Below are 17,044 nucleotides of genomic sequence, written 5' to 3'. Positions count from 1 at the left end.
TGGGGAGCCAAAAAAAAAGGCAGAGGGGCCAACCTCCGCCTGATTCTCCCTTGCCCGACCCTGTTAAAGGTCGCCAAGTCATTGTGCGCAGCCCGGCCGGTATCGATTGTGGCGATTGACACAGGATTGCCGAGCGGCCTGGGCGCCCGGGCCCCTAACCCCCGTGGCGCAGCCGTTCTGCGGCCGCTTCACAGGCCCGCCAGGTGATCGCCATCTCCGTGAGTGTGGGGCTCTGCCAGCCGGCCCGCGGCCAGCAGGCTCCATCCACCACCAGCACGTTCGCCGCCCCCCAGCACTGGTTGAGCGAATTCACCACCCCCCCGTCGGCCGTGGCGGCCATGCGGGCCCCTCCCAGCTCATGGATGTAGTAGCCGGGGGGTGGGGCCCCCGGGCTAACCGCCAGGCTGGTGCGGAGCCAGGGCTCCAGCAGCGGCAGCACGAACAGCTCTTCGATCGCCCGGATCTGGCCGCCGGCGGCGGCCACAACGTCCTCCATGCGGCCGTGCATGTGGGCCAGCAGCCGCTGCTCGTTGGCGCCCCAGCGGCAGTTGATATGGACCGTGGGCAACCCCCAGGCATCGAGCTGGTTGGTGTTCAGGGTCACCTGGTTGGCCGGATCGGGCAGCACATCGCCGTGGCCGATCAGGAAGCCCACCGCCTCGCCGCGGCGCCGCTGCAGCAGCTTGGGCGGGTCGAAACGCTGCAGGGCGCACCAGAGGCCGTAGCCGCCCTGGAAGTCGCTCTGGCTGCCCGGCTCCAGGTTGACGGTGTTGGGAATGAAGCAGCTGCCGGCTCCTGAGAGCTCCACCTCTTCCTGCGGCGGGCCCACTCCGGCAATGGAGAAGAAGCGGCTGCTGGAGATGTGATCCATCAGGTGGCGCCCCAGGCTTGCCGATGGATCGACCAGCCCGCCGCTCTGGTGGGCCTCACTGGAGTGCAGCAGGATCCGTACGGTTTCGATCGTGGATGCACACAGCACCACCAGGGGGGCGCTGAGCCGCTCCTGGGCGCCCGTGGCTCCATTCACCAGCACCACCCCCTCGGCCCTGTCGCCTCGGATCAGCAGGTGGCTCACCACCGCGTTGCTGCGCACCTGGGTGCGGCCGGTGGCCAGGGCCCTGGCCAGGGTGCTTCCCTGGCTGGCGGAGCGGGGCCAGCCCGCCTGCCGATGCAGCCTGAAGCCGCGGGAGTGAATCAGGGGCAGCCCGAGCTCGGCTGCGATGCGGCTCTGCAGGTGCCGTTCGCCCGGGGTGAAGGGCAGGGGGGGCAGGAAGTGGCCATCGGGCAACTGGCTCAGCCCATCGCAGCCACCGTGCACCCCCAGTAGCTGCTCGAGCCGCCCGTAGTAGGGGGCCAGCTCCCTGCTGCCGATTGGCCAGCCTGGCCCCTGGCCAGTGCGGGCGTCGGCCTGGAATTCGTAGTCGGAGAGCCGCAGGGTGATGCCACCCCAGGTGAGACTTTTGCCGCCCACTTGCCGCCCTCGGGTCCACAGAAAGGGGGCATCAGCGGGGGTGGTGTAGGGGTTGCGCCGCTCATCGACGAACAGGTTTGGATTGTGTTTCCAATACCCCGGGTGGTGGCGTTGGAGCCGTTGCTTGCCGCTGGAGATATGGGCCAGGCGCCGGGCGCTATTGAGCGGCTCGCTGCCGAGGGCCTCGCGCCAGCCCAGCTCCGGCCCCGCCTCTAGCACCAGCACATTCAGGCCGGCTTCGGCCAGCACCATGGCCGCCACGCCGCCGGTGGCACCGGAGCCCACCACGATGGCGTCAGGTTGCAGCGCGGGGTCGGCCATGGCCTGGGGAGCGCAAGGGGAAGATCAAAGCGGCGCTAGGAGCCGGATAGGCGGCCGGGGCCCAGATAAAAGGAAACCCCGGCAGGGGGCTGCCGGGGTTTCGGGAAAGTGGTGGCGGGGGCGAGATTTGAACTCGCGACCTTCGGGTTATGAGCCCGACGAGCTACCAGACTGCTCTACCCCGCGTCGCCAATGAAACTGTATCAGTCGAAGCGCAGCTCGCCGATCACCTTCAGCCGCAAGTGGGGGGCTGGCTGGAGAAAACGGTTGCCTAGCTCCTCGAGGGTCATGGGGGTGAGCCAGTCGAGCTGCTCAAGCAGGTGTAGCGCCACCGCATGTTTGGCCCGGCTGGAGCCGTCTTCCACCTTGATGGCCACTCCCATGCCCGCGCCGACGCGGCTGAGGCACTGGATGCCCTCGGCGCCACCCTTGCTAATCACCTGGCCGTGGCCGCGGCGCATCAGTTCGGTGTCGAAGCGCCCCTCACCCGCCACCAGCTCGGGGTGGGCCAGCATGGCCCGGCTGAGGCGCTCCAGATCGGCCTGGCTGCCGGCGCCCAGGTGGGCGTAGAGCAGGGCCATCTGGGCGAGCTGCAGCTGCAGGGTGGGGGCCCCGCAGTCGTCGCGGGCGGTGAGCAGTTCGGCGGCGGGCAGGGCCAGCAGATCCCCTACCCGCTTCAGCACCTCCTGCTGCAGCGGGTGGGCGATCTGCAGGTAGCTCTCGCGGCTCCAGCCCAGCTGGCGGCAGGTGGCCAGGAAGGCGGCGTGCTTGCCGGAGCAGTTGTGCTCCAGGGGGCTGCTGCCGGCGGCAGGCACGGGGCACTGCAGTTGCTCGGCTTCGAGCTCGGCCCCCCAGAGCAACTTGAAGGCCTCGCGGGCGTGGATGGCCCTGCCGGCATGGCTGGCACAGGCGATCGCCAGGCCCCGCTCGCCGCAGTTGCAGTGGTCGGCTGCGCCACTGCTGACAAACACGCTGGCCTGGAACGGTTTGAGGGCTGAGCGCACAAAGCTCAGTTGCTGGGGATCGCCGGCTCGCATCAGCACCCGCCCCCGGCCATCACACACCACTGCGTGCACCCGATGCCGCGACTCCGGGATACCGTCGCGCAGCAGCCGCACTTCCAGCGGAGGAACACCTCCACGGGCAGAGCTAGCTCCGCGGGCAGGGCTATCTCCGCGGGCAGAGCCACCAAAACTGGAGGACAGGGTCACAGGTGCCCGGAAGCCGCTTTCAGAGAGCCTGACAGAGGCTCGCCCCGAGCAGGGCCAGGATCACCGCCAGCATCGCTGCCTGCTGCAGCCGTCTCAGCACCGGCTGTACCTGGTGCTGGGCGACCAGTAGGTCCTGTTGGCGCCAGGCCAGGGGCTTTTCCCACACCTGGCCGTCGTACCAGCCCGACTCCTCGTATTCCACCCGTTCGGAGAGCAGGCGCCGGTGCACATAGGTCCAACCGAGCCACTGGCGTACCAGCAGCAGGATTGGCAGAGCCACCGCCGCCACCAGGCCGGCCAGCACCAGCTGGGCCGGGTGATGGCGCATCACCCAGCTGCCACTGGCCACCAGCACGGTGAGGGGGGCCAGCAGCAGCCAGCTGGTGGCCAGGGGGCGGACCAGCTCGTTGAAGTTGTGGGCGGGCCAGACAAAGAACCACGACTCCAGCAGCTGCTCGTATTCCCGCAGGGGCCGTTGCTCAGGCGGCACCGGGCACTGCATGGGACTCAGGAAATCACAGCAGGTGTGGAGCTTACGAAGCGCACCTGTTGACCGTGGCCCCAGAAGGATTCCAGGTCGTAGTAGGTGCGTTCACTGGGGGTGAGCATGTGCACGATCAAATCGCCGTAATCGAGCAGCAGCCAGCGGCCCTCCTTCTGCCCCTCCCGGCGCAGGGGCAGCCTGCCAGTGGCCGCCTCGATCTGATCTTCCACCGAGCGGGCGATGGCGCGCACCTGCACGTCGGAAAGGCCACTGGCTATCACAAACCAGTCGGCCAAAGACGACACTTCATCCACCCGGATCAGGCGGATGTCTACCGCCTTGCGATCGTCGCAGGCCTCGGCGGCCAGCTGGGCCAGCTGCTCGCTGGTGAGCTCTTGTCTATTGGGAGCTTCAACCATAGACATTTTCACTGGTGACGGATTGGCGGGAACCATGTTGCTGGGCCATTTCGGCACGGGCCTTGCCGGCACTCTTGCGCAGGGCCTCGAGCCGGTCTTCATAGAAGGCCCGCTTCTTCTTCTTGCGGGTCTGCTCCACCAGCTCCTTGAGGGCGCCGCCTAGGCTCTTGTAGGCATTGGGCAGGGAGTAGCCAAAGCGGGTGGCCAGGTCGATCGCCCGCTCATCGGCGGAGACGGCGTCCTGCAGGCGCTTTTCAGAATTGTTCTTGAGATAGATGCGGTAGCCGGCGAAGCCGGAGAGGCCCATGGCCATCACCAGCAGCAGGCCGTCCTGCACCCACAACTCCCCAATGGCCCCACCCAGGCCGATGGCCAGGGCCGCCATCTCCCAGCCGTCGCGGGGCACGGCGTCGTTCTGGATGCGCCCCACCTCATGCCAGAAGAGCAGGTTGCGGTGGTCGAGCGCCAGGGCGTCCCACTTCTCCAGATCGATCTGGATCTCCACTTCGTCGCGGCCGATCTCTTCGATGGTGATCAGGGGCGGATCCACGGACGCCGCCGCTTCCACAAACACCCAGCTCTGCAATTCAGGGGGCAGCAGCCCTTTCAGCCGCTGGAGTTCGCTCATCGAAAATGGACCTTGTTAACGATCACGTTAACCATTCCAGGCCCCACTGGCAGCCCTGGCGGCCGGGTTGGGGCTGGAGGCGCCCAGGGGTGAGCGTGAGAGGCTGGGCCTGTTTGGCCAGACTCCCCCCCCATGCCCCGCCGCACGGACCTGCGTCGCATCCTGCTGCTGGGGTCGGGTCCGATCGTGATCGGCCAGGCCTGTGAATTCGACTATTCCGGCACCCAAGCCTGTAAAGCCCTGCGGGCCGAAGGTTTTGAGGTGGTGTTGGTGAACTCCAATCCCGCTTCGATCATGACCGATCCGGACATGGCCGATCGCACCTACATCGAGCCGCTCACCCCCGAGGTGGTGGCCCGGGTGATCGAGATCGAGCGCCCCGATGCCTTGCTGCCAACCATGGGCGGCCAGACCGCCCTCAACCTGGCAGTGACCCTGGCCGAGAACGGCACCCTGGCCAAATACGGGGTTGAGTTGATCGGCGCCAACCTGGCGGCGATCCAGAAGGCGGAAGATCGGTTGCTGTTCAAGCAGGCGATGGAGCGCATCGGCGTGGCGGTGTGCCCTTCCGGCATTGCCCACACCCCGGAGCAGGCCGAGCAGGTGGGCGCAGCCATCGGCAGTTATCCCCGTATCATTCGCCCCGCCTTCACCCTGGGCGGTAGCGGTGGCGGCATCGCCTACAACCCTGAGGAGTTTCGGACGATCTGCAAGAGCGGCCTGGAGGCCAGCCCCGTCACCCAGATCCTGATCGAGCAGTCGCTGCTGGGCTGGAAGGAATTTGAGCTGGAGGTGATGCGCGATAGCGCCGACAACGTGGTGATCGTCTGCAGCATCGAAAACCTCGATCCGATGGGGGTTCACACCGGCGACTCGATCACCGTGGCTCCAGCCCAGACCCTCACTGACCGGGAATACCAGCGCCTGCGGGACCAGTCGATCGCGATCATCCGCGAGATCGGCGTGGATACGGGCGGCAGCAATATCCAGTTCGCCATCAACCCCGCCAACGGCGATGTGGTGGTGATCGAAATGAATCCTCGGGTTTCGCGCAGCTCGGCGCTGGCCTCCAAGGCCACGGGTTTTCCGATCGCGAAGATCGCCGCCCGCCTGGCGGTGGGCTACACCCTCGACGAGATCGTCAATGACATCACCGGCGCCACGCCGGCCTGCTTCGAACCCACGATCGACTACGTGGTCACGAAGATTCCCCGTTTCGCCTTCGAGAAGTTTCGGGGCAGCACGCCGGTGCTCACCACCTCGATGAAGTCTGTGGGGGAGGCGATGGCCATTGGCCGCTGTTTTGAGGAGTCGTTCCAGAAGGCCCTGCGTTCCCTGGAAACGGGCCATGCCGGCTGGGGCTGCGACCGGCCCGCTGCCAGCTGGGAACCCCCGGCCCTGGCCCGGGCCCTGCGCACCCCCACCCCCGATCGGATCTTTGCCGTGCGCGAGGCGATGGTCGCCGGCCGCAGCGATGGGGAGATCCACCAGCTCAGTGCCATTGATCCCTGGTTCCTGGCCAAGCTGCGTCAAATTCTCGAGGCCGAACAGCGGCTGTTGCAGGGCCGCAGCCTCGCCGAGCTGGAGGCGCCGGCCCTGCTGGAGCTGAAGCAGCTGGGCTTCTCCGACCGCCAGCTGGCCTGGGCCACGGGCAGCGATGAGCTGGCTGTGCGGCGCCACCGCCAGGCCCTGGGCGTTAACGCTGTGTTCAAGACCGTCGACACCTGTGCGGCGGAGTTCGCCTCCAGCACCCCCTATCACTACTCCACCTATGAGCGCCCTCTGGAGCGCATCAACGCCGCTGGCGAGCTGGAGACCGTGGCCCCTGAAAATGAGGTCCAGCCGGAAACACGCCCCAAGGTGATGATCCTGGGCGGTGGCCCCAATCGCATCGGCCAGGGCATCGAATTCGACTACTGCTGCTGCCACGCCTCCTTCGCCCTGCAGGCCGAGGGCTTCGCCACGGTGATGGTGAACAGCAACCCGGAAACCGTTTCCACCGACTACGACAGCTCCGATCGCCTCTACTTCGAACCGCTCAGCCTCGAAGACGTGCTCAACGTGATCGAGGTGGAGAGGCCCGTGGGGGTGATCGTCCAGTTCGGCGGCCAGACCCCCCTCAAGCTGGCGATTCCGCTGCTGAACTGGCTGGCCTCCCCGGAGGGACTGGCCACGGGCAGCCGCATCTGGGGTACGTCGCCGCAATCGATCGATGCGGCCGAAGACCGGGAACAGTTCGAAGCGATCCTGCGGCGCCTGGAGATTCGCCAGCCCCGCAATGGCCTGGCCCGCAGTGAGGCCGAGGCCCGGGCCATCGCCGCGCGCGTGGGCTATCCAGTGGTGGTGCGCCCCAGCTATGTGCTGGGCGGCCGGGCCATGGAGGTGGTTTACGACGAGGCGGAGCTGAACCGCTACATGGTGGAGGCGGTCCAGGTGGAGCCAGCCCACCCGGTGTTGATCGACCAGTACTTGGAAAATGCCGTGGAGATCGATGTGGACGCCCTCTGCGATCGGGAGGGGGTAGTGGTGATCGGCGGTGTGATGGAGCACATCGAGCCGGCCGGGATCCACTCGGGCGACTCGGCCTGCTGGCTGCCGTCGGTGAGCCTCAGCGAGCCAGCCCTGGCCACGATTCGCGCCTGGAGCCGGGCCCTGGCCCTGTCTCTGGGGGTGCGCGGCCTGATCAACCTGCAGTTTGCCGTGCAGAGTGACCCCGAATTGGGCGAGCGGGTGTTCATCATTGAGGCCAACCCCCGCGCTTCCCGCACGGTGCCGTTTGTTGCCAAGGCAACCGGCGTGCCCCTGGCCAAGGTGGCAAGCCAGCTGATGGCGGGCCGCACCCTGGCGGAGCTGGGCCTCAGGGCCGAGCCCCGGCCGCCCTTGCAGACCGTCAAGGAGGCCGTGCTGCCGTTCAAGCGTTTTCCCGGTTCCGACACCCTCCTGGGGCCGGAGATGCGCAGCACCGGCGAGGTGATGGGTATCGCCACCAGTGCGGGCATGGCCTACGCCAAGGCCGAGCTGGCCGCCAATGAGGCCCTGCCCACCGGTGGCACCGCCTTCCTTTCAACCCATGACCGCGACAAGCCCGCTTTGCTGCCAGTGGCCGAGCGACTGGTGGAGCTGGGTTTTGCCCTGATCGCCACCGGCGGCACCGCCAGGTCGCTGCGGGCCGCAGGCCTGACGGTGGAATCGATTCTCAAGGTGCACGAAGGCCGCCCCAACATCGAAGACGCGATTCGCTCCGCCCGCATCCAGCTGATCATCAACACGCCGATTGGCCGCCAGGCCGCCTTTGACGACAAGTACCTGCGCCGCGCCGCCCTCGACTACTCCGTACCCACGGTCACGACTCTGGCCGGGGCCCGGGCGGCGGTGGAGGCGATCACCGCCCTGCAGCAGCAGACGATCGAGGTGAATGCCCTGCAGGACATCCATCCCCACCTGGCTCGTTAGGGTTGATAAATCCCTTCGACCATCCCCGTGACCGTCACCCCCGAGGCACCCCCTTCCCAGCACAGCGCCCCGATCGCCCCGGGCAGCGACTGCACGGCGGCCTTCCGGGCGGCCTACGAGAACCGCTACACCTGGGAGAGCGGTTTTGCTGGTTACGCCGGCCGCTGTAGCTGGCAGCAGGGCGAGCGGACCGTGACCGGCACTTTCCAGCTGGGCGCCGACCTCAAGGCCAGCCTGGAGGGCATCGACGACGCCGAGATCCATAAGGCCTTGGCCTCCCAGCTCTGGGAGGTGGCGATCCACCGGGTGCGCCGCAGCTTCGAGCAGACCCACGGCGCCAACAGCTTCAGCGCCGGCGACACCGATGCGGTGGGCACCGAGGTGATCGTGGGCGGCAAGGGCGAGGGCGACCGCTACCGCATCAAGGGCGACGTGGTGACGATGGTGCATCGCCATATCCACGGCACCGTGGTGACGATCTTCACCGAGAGCACCACCGACACCGGTAGCGGCTACCTGAGCCGCACCTACACCAGCCGCTACAGCGACCCAGCTACGGGTGAAGTCAAAGGGGGGATCAGCCGCTTCACCGACACCTTCGTGCCGCTCACCGAGACTGGCCCCTGGGTGTTGAGCGAGCGGGTGGTAGAGACCGAGGCCCACGGCGATACGCCGGCGGGCCGCCAGGTGTTTCGGTTCGAGGATCTGGTTCCCCTGGGCTAGGCCCGCGGGCGCTCGCCCGGCAAAATGCGTCGATGTTCTCCCTCTGGCTTGGTGCCGCTGACCAGGGCCTGGCCTACGCAGGCCTGGCCCTGGGTACCTATCTGACCCTGCGGGTCCTTAACTTTCCCGATCTCACCGTCGACGGCTCCTTCGCCCTCGGCGGCGGCACGGCGGCGGTTTTGATCAGCCAGGGCGCCCCGGTGCCGGTGGCCCTTGCCATGGCGATTCTGTTTGGCTGCCTGGCCGGTCTGGTGACCGGCCTGATCCACACCCGCCTTGGCGTGAACGACCTGTTCGCCGGCATCCTCACCACCACTGGCCTCTACTCGATCACCCTGCGGCTGATGGGGCGCTCCAACATCCCCCTGCCGGAGACCCCTGCCGGCATCCAAGCCCTGCCCGACCTGGGCCTAGGCCTAGATGGGCAGTGGGCCGTAGCCCTTGCTCTGACAATGCTGGGCCTGATCCTGCTGATCAGCCTGCTGCTGGCCACCGATTTCGGTCTGTCCCTGCGGGCCCTGGGCAACAACCCCACCATGGCCAGGGCCAACGGCATCAACCAGCGCCGCGGCCTCACGGTGGGGATTGCCGCCGCCAATGGCCTGGTGGCCCTGGCTGGCGCCCTGGTGGCCAACTACCAGGGTTTCGCCGATGTGACCATGGGCATCGGCTCGCTGATTCTGGGCCTGGGCATGGTGATCATCGGCGAATCGGTGTTGCGGCCCCGCTCGGTGACCCAGGCCCTGCTGGCGGTGGTGCTGGGGGCAATCCTGTTCCGCACCCTGATCGCCATCGCCCTGCAGCTGGGTCTCGAGCCGGTGGACCTCAAGCTGGCCACGGCCCTGCTGCTGCTGATCGCCCTGGCCCTTGGGCGGCTGAGCATCCCGGGGCTCTCCGACCAGGGGAGGCTGCAGGGATGAGCAGCGTCACCAAGGGCGCCAGCTCGAGTCTCACCGTTGCCAATCTCGGCTGGGGCCATCCCCTGCCCGGGGGGGTCTGGCGCCAGCTTTTCAGCGATTTTTCGCTCACCTGCCCGGCGGGTCAGTTTCTGGTGGTGATCGGCAGCAACGGCTCCGGCAAGAGCACCCTGCTCAACCTGGTGGCCGGCACCCTGGCCCTGGCTGATGGCCAGATCCACCTCGGCAATCGCCCCCTGCACAAGCTGCGCGACTACCAGCGGGCCCGCTGGATCGGCCGGGTGATGCAGAACCCGCTTGAGGGCACCTGCCCCGGTCTCACCGTGGCTGAGAACCTCCGCCTGGCTGAACGGCGCAGCAGGCCAGCCAGGCTTGCAGCAGGCTTTTTGCTTGGTGCCCTCGGTGGCGTCCATCCCAATGGCGGAGACCGCAGGCGCTACCGGCAGCTGCTGGCCGACTTAGGCCTGCCCCTGGCCGACCGCCTCGATGAGCCCGTGGGCCAGCTCTCCGGTGGCCAGCGCCAGACCCTCAGCCTGGTGATGGCCACCCTTAGTTCGCCGGACCTGCTGCTGCTCGATGAGCACACCGCCGCCCTCGATCCCCGGGCTGAGGCCACCGTGATGGCCCTCACCGAAAAGCTGATCCGCCGCTTCGGCACCACCGCCTTGATGGTGACCCACAGCCTCGACCAGGCCCTCGGCCACGGCGACCGGCTGGTGATGCTCCACGAGGGTCGCCTGATCGGGGACTGGAGCGCTGCGGAGCGTGAAGCTCTCGATCCGCCGGCATTGCGGGCGATGTACGGCACGGCCATAGTGGCGCCGCAGTCTTCCAGTGCCCCTGATGGGTCTCCAGCGTCGTGAATTTCTCAGCCTGGTAGGGGCAGGCGCTGTCAGTACGGTGGTGCTCTCGGCTTGCGGAAAACTTGGCGGCGACGCCAGGGTGAAGGGCCCCACCATCGGCATGCTGCAGATGCTGGATGCGCCGCCTCCGAACAACACCCGCAAGGGCTTTGAGGCGGCCCTGGCCGAGGCTGGCTACACCCCTGGTAAAACCGCCAACTTCATCCAGAAGGATGCGGCCGGTGAACTGCCCAACACCACCTTGGTGATGAAGCAGTTCGTGGGTGACAAGGTGGACATGATCCTGGCGGTGGGCACCCCGCCCCTGCAGGCCGCCATGAAGGTGGCTCCGGAAACCACGCCGGTGATCTTCTGCTACTGCTCCAATCCCTGGGGTGCCGGTGCCGGCACGCCACCCGGTGGCGTGGGTCAGCACAAGCCCAACGTGGTGGGCACCATTGGCACCAACCCGATGGGCAAGGAGCTCGACCTGGCCCGTCAGATCAATCCGGAGCTCAAGACCGTCGGGGTGATCTACAACCCCGGTGAGCCCAATTCCGAATACGAAGCCAAGGTGCTCAAGGAGGAGGCGGCCAAGCGCGATATCACCGTGGTGGGGCAATCGGTGGCCAACTCCGGCGAGGTGCTGCAGGCCGCCCAGGTGCTGGCTCAGAAGCAGGTGCAGGCCTTCGTGAAGATCGGCGATTACGCCACGATCCAGGGCTTTGGCTCGATCGCCAAGGTGGGCCTCGAGAAGAAGATCCCCGTGTATTCGGTGGATGCCGACGACATCAAGTTGCCCGGCTGCCTGGCCACGATCGGCTGGGCCTACTTCGATGACGGCTACGCGGCCGGCAAGTTGGCGGTGCGGGTGCTGAAGGGGGAATCCCCGGCCACCATGGCCTTTGAGCCCCTCACCAAAACCGAGCTGTTGGTCAACAAGGCCACGGCCCAGGCGATCGGTGTCACCCTGCCCGAGGCCCTGCTGAAGGAGGCGAAGGAGGTGGTGGGTTAGGTCTTGCGCTTGATAAGGCCTGGCCTGTTCAGGGCAGCGGGGTGATGGCCTGGAGCTTGTCGTTGAGCTGGCTGGCCATCGACTGGCGGCCCACGGCAAGCACCTTCAGGGTGTCCTCATGCATGCGCAGCTGGGCATCGGCCACCTGCATGCCCCGCACCAGCTCCTTGAGCTCATCGGGCAGGCTGTTGAGGTCGTAGCGCTTGCCCTCGAAGGTGAGCACTGGCGGCTGGCTGCCTGTGGTGTTGGGGCTGACGATGTCCACGGAAACGGAATTTGGTACCCCTCACGATAGGGGGGTGGGACCCGGCCGCTTGAAAAAAAACATCAGCAGCGGCCCCACTTGGGCTGCCTCCACCATCTCCCAGTTCTCCTTGCCGAGGGCATTGAGAAAGAACTGCAGCTGCTCGGCCGGGTGGCGAGGCTTGGTCGCAGCGGCGTCGTATTGCTGGGGGAATTCCCGCTGCAGAAATTCGGGGCTGAGCGCTCCCCCCAGCCGCTCGCTGTCTGTCTTGGGTGAGGGCGGCCCAGGCGGATTGCCGCTCTCCACATTGATGTGGATCACCCTGTACTCCCAGGTCATCAGGCTTGCAGGTGGATGAACTGGCGCTCGCAGAGGTCGCGGTAGCGGCCGCCGCTGGCCATCAGCTCATTGTGGCTGCCCTGCTCAACGATCCGCCCGCCATCGAGCACCAGGATCCGGTTGGCCCCCTGTACCGTCGCCAGCCGGTGGGCGATCACCAGCACGGTGCGGCCGGCCATGGCCTGCTCCAGGCCCCGCTGCACTGCCTCCTCGGCCTCCGCATCGAGGGCACTTGTGGCCTCATCGAGCAACAGCACCGCCGGGTTGCCGAGGACGGCGCGGGCGATGGCCAGCCTTTGCAGTTGGCCGCCGGAGAAATTGCTGCCCCGCTCCTCGATGCGGCTGGCGTAGCCCTGGGGCAGGGCTTCGATGAAGCTGGACGCATTGGCCAGCTGGGCGGCCTGGCGGATCGCCGCCTCCGTGGCGGGCCGGCCGAAGGCGATCGCCTCGGCCACCGTGCCCGAGAACACGCTGCTCTGCTGGGGTACAAGGGCCACAGCCCGGCGCAGCTCCCGGGCCCGCAGGTCGGCCAAGTTGTGGCCATCGAGCAGAACCCGGCCCGCCTGGGCGGTGTTGAAGCGCAACAGCAGCGAGAAGAGGGTGCTCTTGCCGGCGCCGGATGGCCCCACCAGGGCCACCACCTGGCCTGGTTCGACGCTCAGATTGAGGTTGTGGAGCACCGGTCGGGCGGCGTCATAGCCGAAGAGCACCTGCTCGAGCACCAAAGCGCCGTGCACCTTGCCCAGGGGCTGGGCTCCAGGACGGTCGGGGGCCTCCACCGGCTCGGCCTCAATTGCCCGCAACCGCTGCAGCGAGGCCTGGCCCTGCTGGAACTCGTTGAAGTTGGTGGTGAGGTGGGAGATCGGATCGATCAGCATCAGCAACGCCGCCACGTAGCTGCTGAAACCCTGGCTGTTGAGGCCGCCGGCCTGAATGCGGGCGGCGCCGATCAGCAGCACGGTGAGAATGCCGGCCGCTTCGAGGAAGCCCACCACCGGGTGCTGCAGGGCCAGCAGCTTGAGGGTGCGGTAGCGGGCCCGGCGGTGCAGGTCGATTTCGGTGTCGAACCGTTGCTGCAGCCAGGGTTCGGCCGCAAAGGCCCGCACCAAAGGCAGGCCGGTGATCGCCTCGCCCAGCAGGCCCGCCAACTCGCTCACCTGCTTCTGGCTGCGTTCTGCCGCCGCCATCACCCGGGCGCCGAAGCTGCTCACCAGCACCACAACCACCGGGGCGAGCAGCAGGGTGGCCAGGGCCAGGGGCGGATCGAGCCACACCATGTAGCCGAGCACCACCACCAGCTGCAGGGCGCTGGGGATGGTGTCCTGGATGGTTTTGTAGATCACCTCTCCCACCCGGTCCGCATCCTCGGTGAGCCGATAGGTGAGGTCGCCGGCCGAGAGTTTTTCCAGGGCGCCGAATTCGAGCCGTTGCAGCCGGGCAAACAGCCCCCGGCGCAGCTCCTGGCTCACCCGCAGGGCCGGGCCGGCCAACAGGGTGTCCTGGCCGAATTGGGCGGCCTTCTGCACCAGAAATAACCCCAGGGCCGCGGCGATGGTGCGCGCCACCAGCGGGAAGTTGCCGGCGCCGATGGCGGGGATCAGCTGGCCGGCCAGCCAGGCCAGCAGGGGCCAGCAGGCCACAAAGATGAGCATGCACAGTCCCCCGGCGGCGAGGCGCCGGGAGTGGGGCTTCAGCAGCGGCCAGAGCTTTCGAAACCCGGCCGTAGGCGGTGCAAGCATGGCTTCACGCTATTCCCCACTCTTGCAGCCCCTTTGCAGCCCCAGCTTTGAAACTCGACCAATTCCTCAAGTACCAGGGCCTGGTGGGTACTGGCGGGGAGGCCAAGCTGCGCATCCAGCGCGGTGATGTGCAGGTGAACGGCAGCATCGAAACCCGGCGGGGTCGCCAGCTGGCCCTGGGGGATGCGGTGACCATCAACGGCCGGGAGGTGCTGTTCATGGGAGAGCGGCCCGCGGACCATTAGGTTTTGCTGACAGTACGGAGCTGGCGCCGGTGCGTAAAGCTGTGATCGCGGGCAACTGGAAGATGCACATGACCTGCGCGGAGACGCGGGTGTTTGCAGCCGTTTTCAGGCCCCTAATCGCCGATTTGCCCAACGATCGGGAGGTGGTTATCGCGCCGCCCTTTACCTCCATCCCCACCCTCTGCCGCCACTTGGAGGGTGCTGGCGTGCAGATTGCCGGCCAGAACGTCCACTGGGAAGACCAGGGTGCCTACACCGGCATGATCTCGGCGCCGATGCTGCTGGAGCATGGCGTCAGTCACGCGATTGTGGGCCACAGCGAGCCCCGCAAGTACTACAGCGAGAGCGACGAGCAGATCAACCTGCGGGCCCGCAACGCCCAGCGCCATGGGTTGATCCCGATCCTCTGCGTGGGCGAGAGCCTGGATCAGCGGGAATCAAACGAAACAGAGCGGGTGATTCATCGCCAGATTGAGCAGGGCCTCGAGGAGGTGGATCCCGCCTCCCTGATCGTCGCCTACGAGCCGATTTGGGCGATCGGCACCGGTAAAACCTGCGCTGCCGAGGAGGCCAACCGCATCTGTGGGCTGATTCGCGGCTGGGTGGGCAATCCCGGCGTCACGGTGCAGTACGGAGGGTCGGTTAATCCAGCCACCATCGACGACCTGATGGCCCAGCCAGAGATCGACGGCGTGCTGGTGGGGGGGGCTGCGCTCGACCCGGTGAGCTTCGCCCGCATCGCCAACTACGGCCGCTGAAAGGCAGGGGTGATGGCTGATCCCCGAGCCCCGTGGGGCAACCGCACCGCCGTGATGGGGGTGCTGAACCTCACCCCCGATTCCTTCAGCGATGGCGGCCGCCTCACCAGCGTGGCCCAGGCCGTGGGCGCCGCTGGGCGGATGCTGGCCCAGGGGGCAGATCTGCTTGACCTTGGCGCCCAGAGCACCAGGCCTGGCGCTGAGGAGGTGGGGCCCAAGCGGGAGCTGGCGCGGCTGCTGCCGGCTCTTACGGCGATCCGTTCTGCCCATCCCGCGGTCCTGCTCTCGGTCGACACCTTCCATTCCGCCGTGGCCGAGGCGGCCCTGGCTGCCGGAGCCGACTGGATCAACGACGTCAGTGGCGGCCGCCGCGATCCGGCCATGCTGCCCTTGGCGGCGTCTGCCGGCTGCCCACTGGTGTTGATGCACAGCCGCGGCGATAGCCGCAGCATGAACTCCCTTGCCAGTTACGGCGATGTGGTGGCGGAGGTGCGGGCTGGCCTATTGGCCGCCACTGAAATGGCTCTGGCAGCGGGTGTGCGCCCGCTGCAGCTGATCTGGGATCCGGGGTTGGGCTTTGCCAAGGACACTGACCACAACCTGGATCTGCTCCGGGGCCTAAGCTCCGTGGCAGCTGAGGGTTTTCCCCTGCTGGTGGGGCCTTCTCGTAAGCGCTTTATCGGCGCGGTGTTGAGCGAGCCCAGGCCACGGGCGCGGCTATGGGGCACGGCGGCGGTGTGCAGCCAGGCGATTGCCCAGGGGGCCCGCATCCTGCGAGTGCACGACGTTGGGCCCATCGTGCAGGTTGCCCGCATGGCCGATGCGCTCAGGCCCCCTCAGCCCGGCGGGTAATCGATCTGGCCCTGTTCACTGACTTTGGCCAGCGAGAAGAAGCGGGCGGTGGAGGGGGGAGATCAAGCCGAGCTCAGCCAACCGATCGCCAGCCCCGCATGGCATGACGGCAGGGTGCTTTCTCGACACAAATGTGTTGCTTTATGCCCCTAAGCACCACGCCCGCTGAGGCACTCAAGCGCCAGCTCGCCCGCTATCTGCTCAACGAGGACGACTGGACAGTGTCTGTGCAAGTTTCTCAGGAGTTTGTTGTGCAGGTGAGGCGTGCCACCCGCTCAGACCGTCTCGACCTGGCCGCTGCCCAGCAATCCGGTTGCACCCTTGTGCTCTCCGAAGACATGAGCGATGGCGAAACCTATGGCACGGTCGCGGTGCGCAATCCGTTTGCTGTGATTTGTTCCTGATCGGGCGAGGTCTATCTCTCGGCTTTGGGTTCGACCAGAATGGCTCCATGACCAGCCTCGCCCTCGCTGACTGGACCACACCCCAGCCCTTTACCCTGCCCGATTTGGGGCCAGGGCTGGAGGATGGGCTTCAGCAGCGTTTGGAGGCAGCCTTGCAGCAGATTGCTGCCGATGCCACGGTTCAGGCCTTGGTGCTGTTTGGCTCCCGCGCCACGGGCACGGCCAGGCCCACGTCGGATGTGGATCTGCTCGTGGTGGAGCGTACTCCCCATCTTGAGGGTGAGGCCAAGGTGGCCAGCTGGTGGCGCCATTTTCGGCCTTTGCAGCATCTCCCTATCTCGGTTGATCTGGTGTTGAGTGGCTCGGCTGATGCCGCCCGCCTGGCCGGCTCCCGCTGGCACGTAATCAGCGAGGCTGCCCGCCATGGTGTGGTGCTGGTGGTGCAGCCATGACTCCTCAAGAGGACGCCCGGGTGCTGCTTGCCCTCGTGGATCGCCATCTGCAGGCCCTGAGGCTGAACCTGGATCCCGCCTATCCCGATGAGGAGTGGGGTTTCACCGCCCAGCAGAGCGTGGAGAAGTTGCTGAAGGCTCGCATAGTGCTCGACGATCAGCGCCCTCCCTTCACGCACATGCTCCAGGAGTTGGCCCTGTTGGCGGGATTGGAACTGGATCCCGCCCTGCTCAGCCTCCAGCCCTATGAGGTGGAAGCTCGTTATGAAGAGGGTCCGTTTCCACTCTGTGATGATCGCAGCCTCATCCTCGAGCAGATCATGTTTTTGCGGAGTGATGTGGTCAAAGAGGCGTGCGGCCCGCATCAGTCGTAAAACTCATCTCTATGCCATGTGCGGCAACCACCGCTTGCAGGCTGGTTGGCCAGTAGATTGAAGAAGGCGCGACGGGAAGCAGAGTGGGACGCGTTGGCGGTTTTAGCCGGCGCCAAGGTGGCAACAGGTCGGCCGTGAGATTCAATTGTGAAA

Annotated in this window: 19 protein-coding genes and 1 tRNA gene; 11 read left to right on the top strand and 9 right to left on the bottom strand. The window is 66.8% G+C overall.

Features of this window, described 5'->3' with window-relative positions; genetic code table 11:
- Positions 1 to 154 precede the first annotated feature (154 nt).
- The 6 genes from H8F27_RS01805 to H8F27_RS01780 form a co-directional block, all read right to left on the bottom strand.
- A complete protein-coding gene (locus H8F27_RS01805) occupies positions 155 to 1,792 on the bottom strand; it encodes a GMC oxidoreductase (RefSeq protein ID WP_197150808.1) in 1,638 nt (545 codons plus the stop codon).
- Positions 1,793 to 1,901: 109 nt separating this feature from the next.
- Positions 1,902 to 1,978: transfer RNA gene (locus tag H8F27_RS01800), tRNA-Met, on the bottom strand.
- A gap of 17 nt (positions 1,979 to 1,995) precedes the next feature.
- Positions 1,996 to 3,003 (bottom strand): asparaginase, encoded by a 1,008-nt coding sequence (locus H8F27_RS01795; RefSeq protein ID WP_370594456.1) that lies wholly within the window; start codon positions 3,001 to 3,003, stop codon positions 1,996 to 1,998.
- A 19-nt stretch (positions 3,004 to 3,022) separates the two neighbouring features.
- The gene (locus H8F27_RS01790; protein WP_197150807.1) at positions 3,023 to 3,505 is read right to left on the bottom strand and encodes a CGLD27 family protein; all 483 of its coding nucleotides are present in this window, start codon (positions 3,503 to 3,505) and stop codon (positions 3,023 to 3,025) included.
- Between the two features lie 5 nt (positions 3,506 to 3,510).
- On the bottom strand, positions 3,511 to 3,906 hold the full coding sequence (rsfS, locus tag H8F27_RS01785) for a ribosome silencing factor (protein WP_231596448.1): 396 nt from the start codon (positions 3,904 to 3,906) through the stop codon (positions 3,511 to 3,513).
- Positions 3,899 to 4,534 (bottom strand): DUF3318 domain-containing protein, encoded by a 636-nt coding sequence (locus tag H8F27_RS01780; RefSeq protein WP_197150800.1) that lies wholly within the window; start codon positions 4,532 to 4,534, stop codon positions 3,899 to 3,901. Before H8F27_RS01780 ends, rsfS begins: the two co-directional genes overlap by 8 nt.
- A 132-nt stretch (positions 4,535 to 4,666) precedes the next feature.
- Between H8F27_RS01780 and carB the strand changes: the two genes are divergently transcribed.
- The 5 genes from carB to H8F27_RS01755 are packed head-to-tail and all read left to right on the top strand — an operon-like array spanning position 4,667 to position 11,484.
- Complete coding sequence (gene carB / locus H8F27_RS01775; RefSeq protein WP_197150797.1) at positions 4,667 to 7,987, top strand: carbamoyl-phosphate synthase large subunit; 3,321 nt, start codon at positions 4,667 to 4,669, stop codon at positions 7,985 to 7,987.
- Between the two features lie 27 nt (positions 7,988 to 8,014).
- A complete protein-coding gene (locus H8F27_RS01770) occupies positions 8,015 to 8,710 on the top strand; it encodes a DUF3386 domain-containing protein (RefSeq protein WP_197150791.1) in 696 nt (231 codons plus the stop codon).
- A 32-nt stretch (positions 8,711 to 8,742) separates the two neighbouring features.
- Positions 8,743 to 9,630: an ABC transporter permease gene (locus tag H8F27_RS01765; RefSeq protein ID WP_197150789.1), complete on the top strand. Its 888-nt coding sequence runs from the start codon at positions 8,743 to 8,745 to the stop codon at positions 9,628 to 9,630.
- A complete protein-coding gene (locus H8F27_RS01760; protein WP_197150788.1) occupies positions 9,627 to 10,490 on the top strand; it encodes an ABC transporter ATP-binding protein in 864 nt (287 codons plus the stop codon). The genes H8F27_RS01765 and H8F27_RS01760 overlap by 4 nt, the downstream gene beginning before the upstream one ends.
- Positions 10,471 to 11,484 (top strand): ABC transporter substrate-binding protein, encoded by a 1,014-nt coding sequence (locus H8F27_RS01755; RefSeq protein WP_197150783.1) that lies wholly within the window; start codon positions 10,471 to 10,473, stop codon positions 11,482 to 11,484. Before H8F27_RS01760 ends, H8F27_RS01755 begins: the two co-directional genes overlap by 20 nt.
- Before the next feature lie 28 nt (positions 11,485 to 11,512).
- On the opposite strand, the gene H8F27_RS01750 is transcribed toward H8F27_RS01755, so the two are convergent.
- Genes H8F27_RS01750 through H8F27_RS01740 form a run of 3 tightly spaced genes read right to left on the bottom strand, consistent with a single transcriptional unit; the run spans position 11,513 to position 13,806 of the window.
- A complete protein-coding gene (locus H8F27_RS01750; protein WP_197153293.1) occupies positions 11,513 to 11,743 on the bottom strand; it encodes a DUF6447 family protein in 231 nt (76 codons plus the stop codon).
- A 27-nt stretch (positions 11,744 to 11,770) separates the two neighbouring features.
- Positions 11,771 to 12,067, bottom strand: coding sequence for a hypothetical protein (locus H8F27_RS01745; protein ID WP_197150782.1), 297 nt, complete (start codon positions 12,065 to 12,067; stop codon positions 11,771 to 11,773).
- Positions 12,067 to 13,806 (bottom strand): ABC transporter ATP-binding protein, encoded by a 1,740-nt coding sequence (locus H8F27_RS01740; protein WP_197150780.1) that lies wholly within the window; start codon positions 13,804 to 13,806, stop codon positions 12,067 to 12,069. The genes H8F27_RS01745 and H8F27_RS01740 overlap by 1 nt, the downstream gene beginning before the upstream one ends.
- Positions 13,807 to 13,853: 47 nt before the next feature.
- Between H8F27_RS01740 and H8F27_RS01735 the strand changes: the two genes are divergently transcribed.
- The 6 genes from H8F27_RS01735 (at position 13,854) to H8F27_RS01710 (ending at position 16,891) form a co-directional block, all read left to right on the top strand.
- Entirely contained in the window at positions 13,854 to 14,051 is a 198-nt protein-coding gene (locus tag H8F27_RS01735) for an RNA-binding S4 domain-containing protein (RefSeq protein ID WP_197150775.1), read from the top strand.
- A gap of 29 nt (positions 14,052 to 14,080) precedes the next feature.
- Positions 14,081 to 14,809, top strand: coding sequence for a triose-phosphate isomerase (tpiA, locus tag H8F27_RS01730; protein ID WP_197150772.1), 729 nt, complete (start codon positions 14,081 to 14,083; stop codon positions 14,807 to 14,809).
- A gap of 12 nt (positions 14,810 to 14,821) precedes the next feature.
- The gene (folP, locus tag H8F27_RS01725) at positions 14,822 to 15,661 is read left to right on the top strand and encodes a dihydropteroate synthase (protein WP_197150769.1); all 840 of its coding nucleotides are present in this window, start codon (positions 14,822 to 14,824) and stop codon (positions 15,659 to 15,661) included.
- 143 nt (positions 15,662 to 15,804) lie between these two features.
- On the top strand, positions 15,805 to 16,065 hold the full coding sequence (locus tag H8F27_RS01720; protein ID WP_197150766.1) for a hypothetical protein: 261 nt from the start codon (positions 15,805 to 15,807) through the stop codon (positions 16,063 to 16,065).
- A gap of 47 nt (positions 16,066 to 16,112) precedes the next feature.
- Positions 16,113 to 16,517 (top strand): nucleotidyltransferase family protein, encoded by a 405-nt coding sequence (locus tag H8F27_RS01715; RefSeq protein WP_197150764.1) that lies wholly within the window; start codon positions 16,113 to 16,115, stop codon positions 16,515 to 16,517.
- The gene (locus H8F27_RS01710) at positions 16,514 to 16,891 is read left to right on the top strand and encodes a HEPN domain-containing protein (RefSeq protein WP_197150761.1); all 378 of its coding nucleotides are present in this window, start codon (positions 16,514 to 16,516) and stop codon (positions 16,889 to 16,891) included. The genes H8F27_RS01715 and H8F27_RS01710 overlap by 4 nt, the downstream gene beginning before the upstream one ends.
- Positions 16,892 to 17,044 lie beyond the last annotated feature (153 nt).

It is taken from the genome of Synechococcus sp. CBW1108, from assembly GCF_015840335.1.
GTDB lineage: Bacteria > Cyanobacteriota > Cyanobacteriia > PCC-6307 > Cyanobiaceae > Cyanobium_A.
Note: the sequence above shows the minus strand (reverse complement) of the source record. Positions and strands in the feature narration are given on the sequence as shown.

Bases quoted from the DNA above. Each gene is read 5' to 3' on its own strand.
- H8F27_RS01780 (WP_197150800.1), bottom strand. From the start codon at position 4,534: ATGAGCGAACTCCAGCGGCTGAAAGGGCTGCTGCCCCCTGAATTGCAG.
- H8F27_RS01745 (WP_197150782.1), bottom strand. From the start codon at position 12,067: ATGACCTGGGAGTACAGGGTGATCCACATCAATGTGGAGAGCGGCAAT.
- rsfS (WP_231596448.1), bottom strand. From the start codon at position 3,906: ATGGTTGAAGCTCCCAATAGACAAGAGCTCACCAGCGAGCAGCTGGCC.
- H8F27_RS01790 (WP_197150807.1), bottom strand. From the start codon at position 3,505: ATGCAGTGCCCGGTGCCGCCTGAGCAACGGCCCCTGCGGGAATACGAG.
- H8F27_RS01805 (WP_197150808.1), bottom strand. From the start codon at position 1,792: ATGGCCGACCCCGCGCTGCAACCTGACGCCATCGTGGTGGGCTCCGGT.
- H8F27_RS01755 (WP_197150783.1), top strand. From the start codon at position 10,471: ATGGGTCTCCAGCGTCGTGAATTTCTCAGCCTGGTAGGGGCAGGCGCT.
- H8F27_RS01715 (WP_197150764.1), top strand. From the start codon at position 16,113: ATGACCAGCCTCGCCCTCGCTGACTGGACCACACCCCAGCCCTTTACC.
- H8F27_RS01760 (WP_197150788.1), top strand. From the start codon at position 9,627: ATGAGCAGCGTCACCAAGGGCGCCAGCTCGAGTCTCACCGTTGCCAAT.
- H8F27_RS01765 (WP_197150789.1), top strand. From the start codon at position 8,743: ATGTTCTCCCTCTGGCTTGGTGCCGCTGACCAGGGCCTGGCCTACGCA.
- H8F27_RS01710 (WP_197150761.1), top strand. From the start codon at position 16,514: ATGACTCCTCAAGAGGACGCCCGGGTGCTGCTTGCCCTCGTGGATCGC.
- folP (WP_197150769.1), top strand. From the start codon at position 14,822: ATGGCTGATCCCCGAGCCCCGTGGGGCAACCGCACCGCCGTGATGGGG.
- H8F27_RS01720 (WP_197150766.1), top strand. From the start codon at position 15,805: ATGCCCCTAAGCACCACGCCCGCTGAGGCACTCAAGCGCCAGCTCGCC.
- H8F27_RS01740 (WP_197150780.1), bottom strand. From the start codon at position 13,806: ATGCTTGCACCGCCTACGGCCGGGTTTCGAAAGCTCTGGCCGCTGCTG.
- carB (WP_197150797.1), top strand. From the start codon at position 4,667: ATGCCCCGCCGCACGGACCTGCGTCGCATCCTGCTGCTGGGGTCGGGT.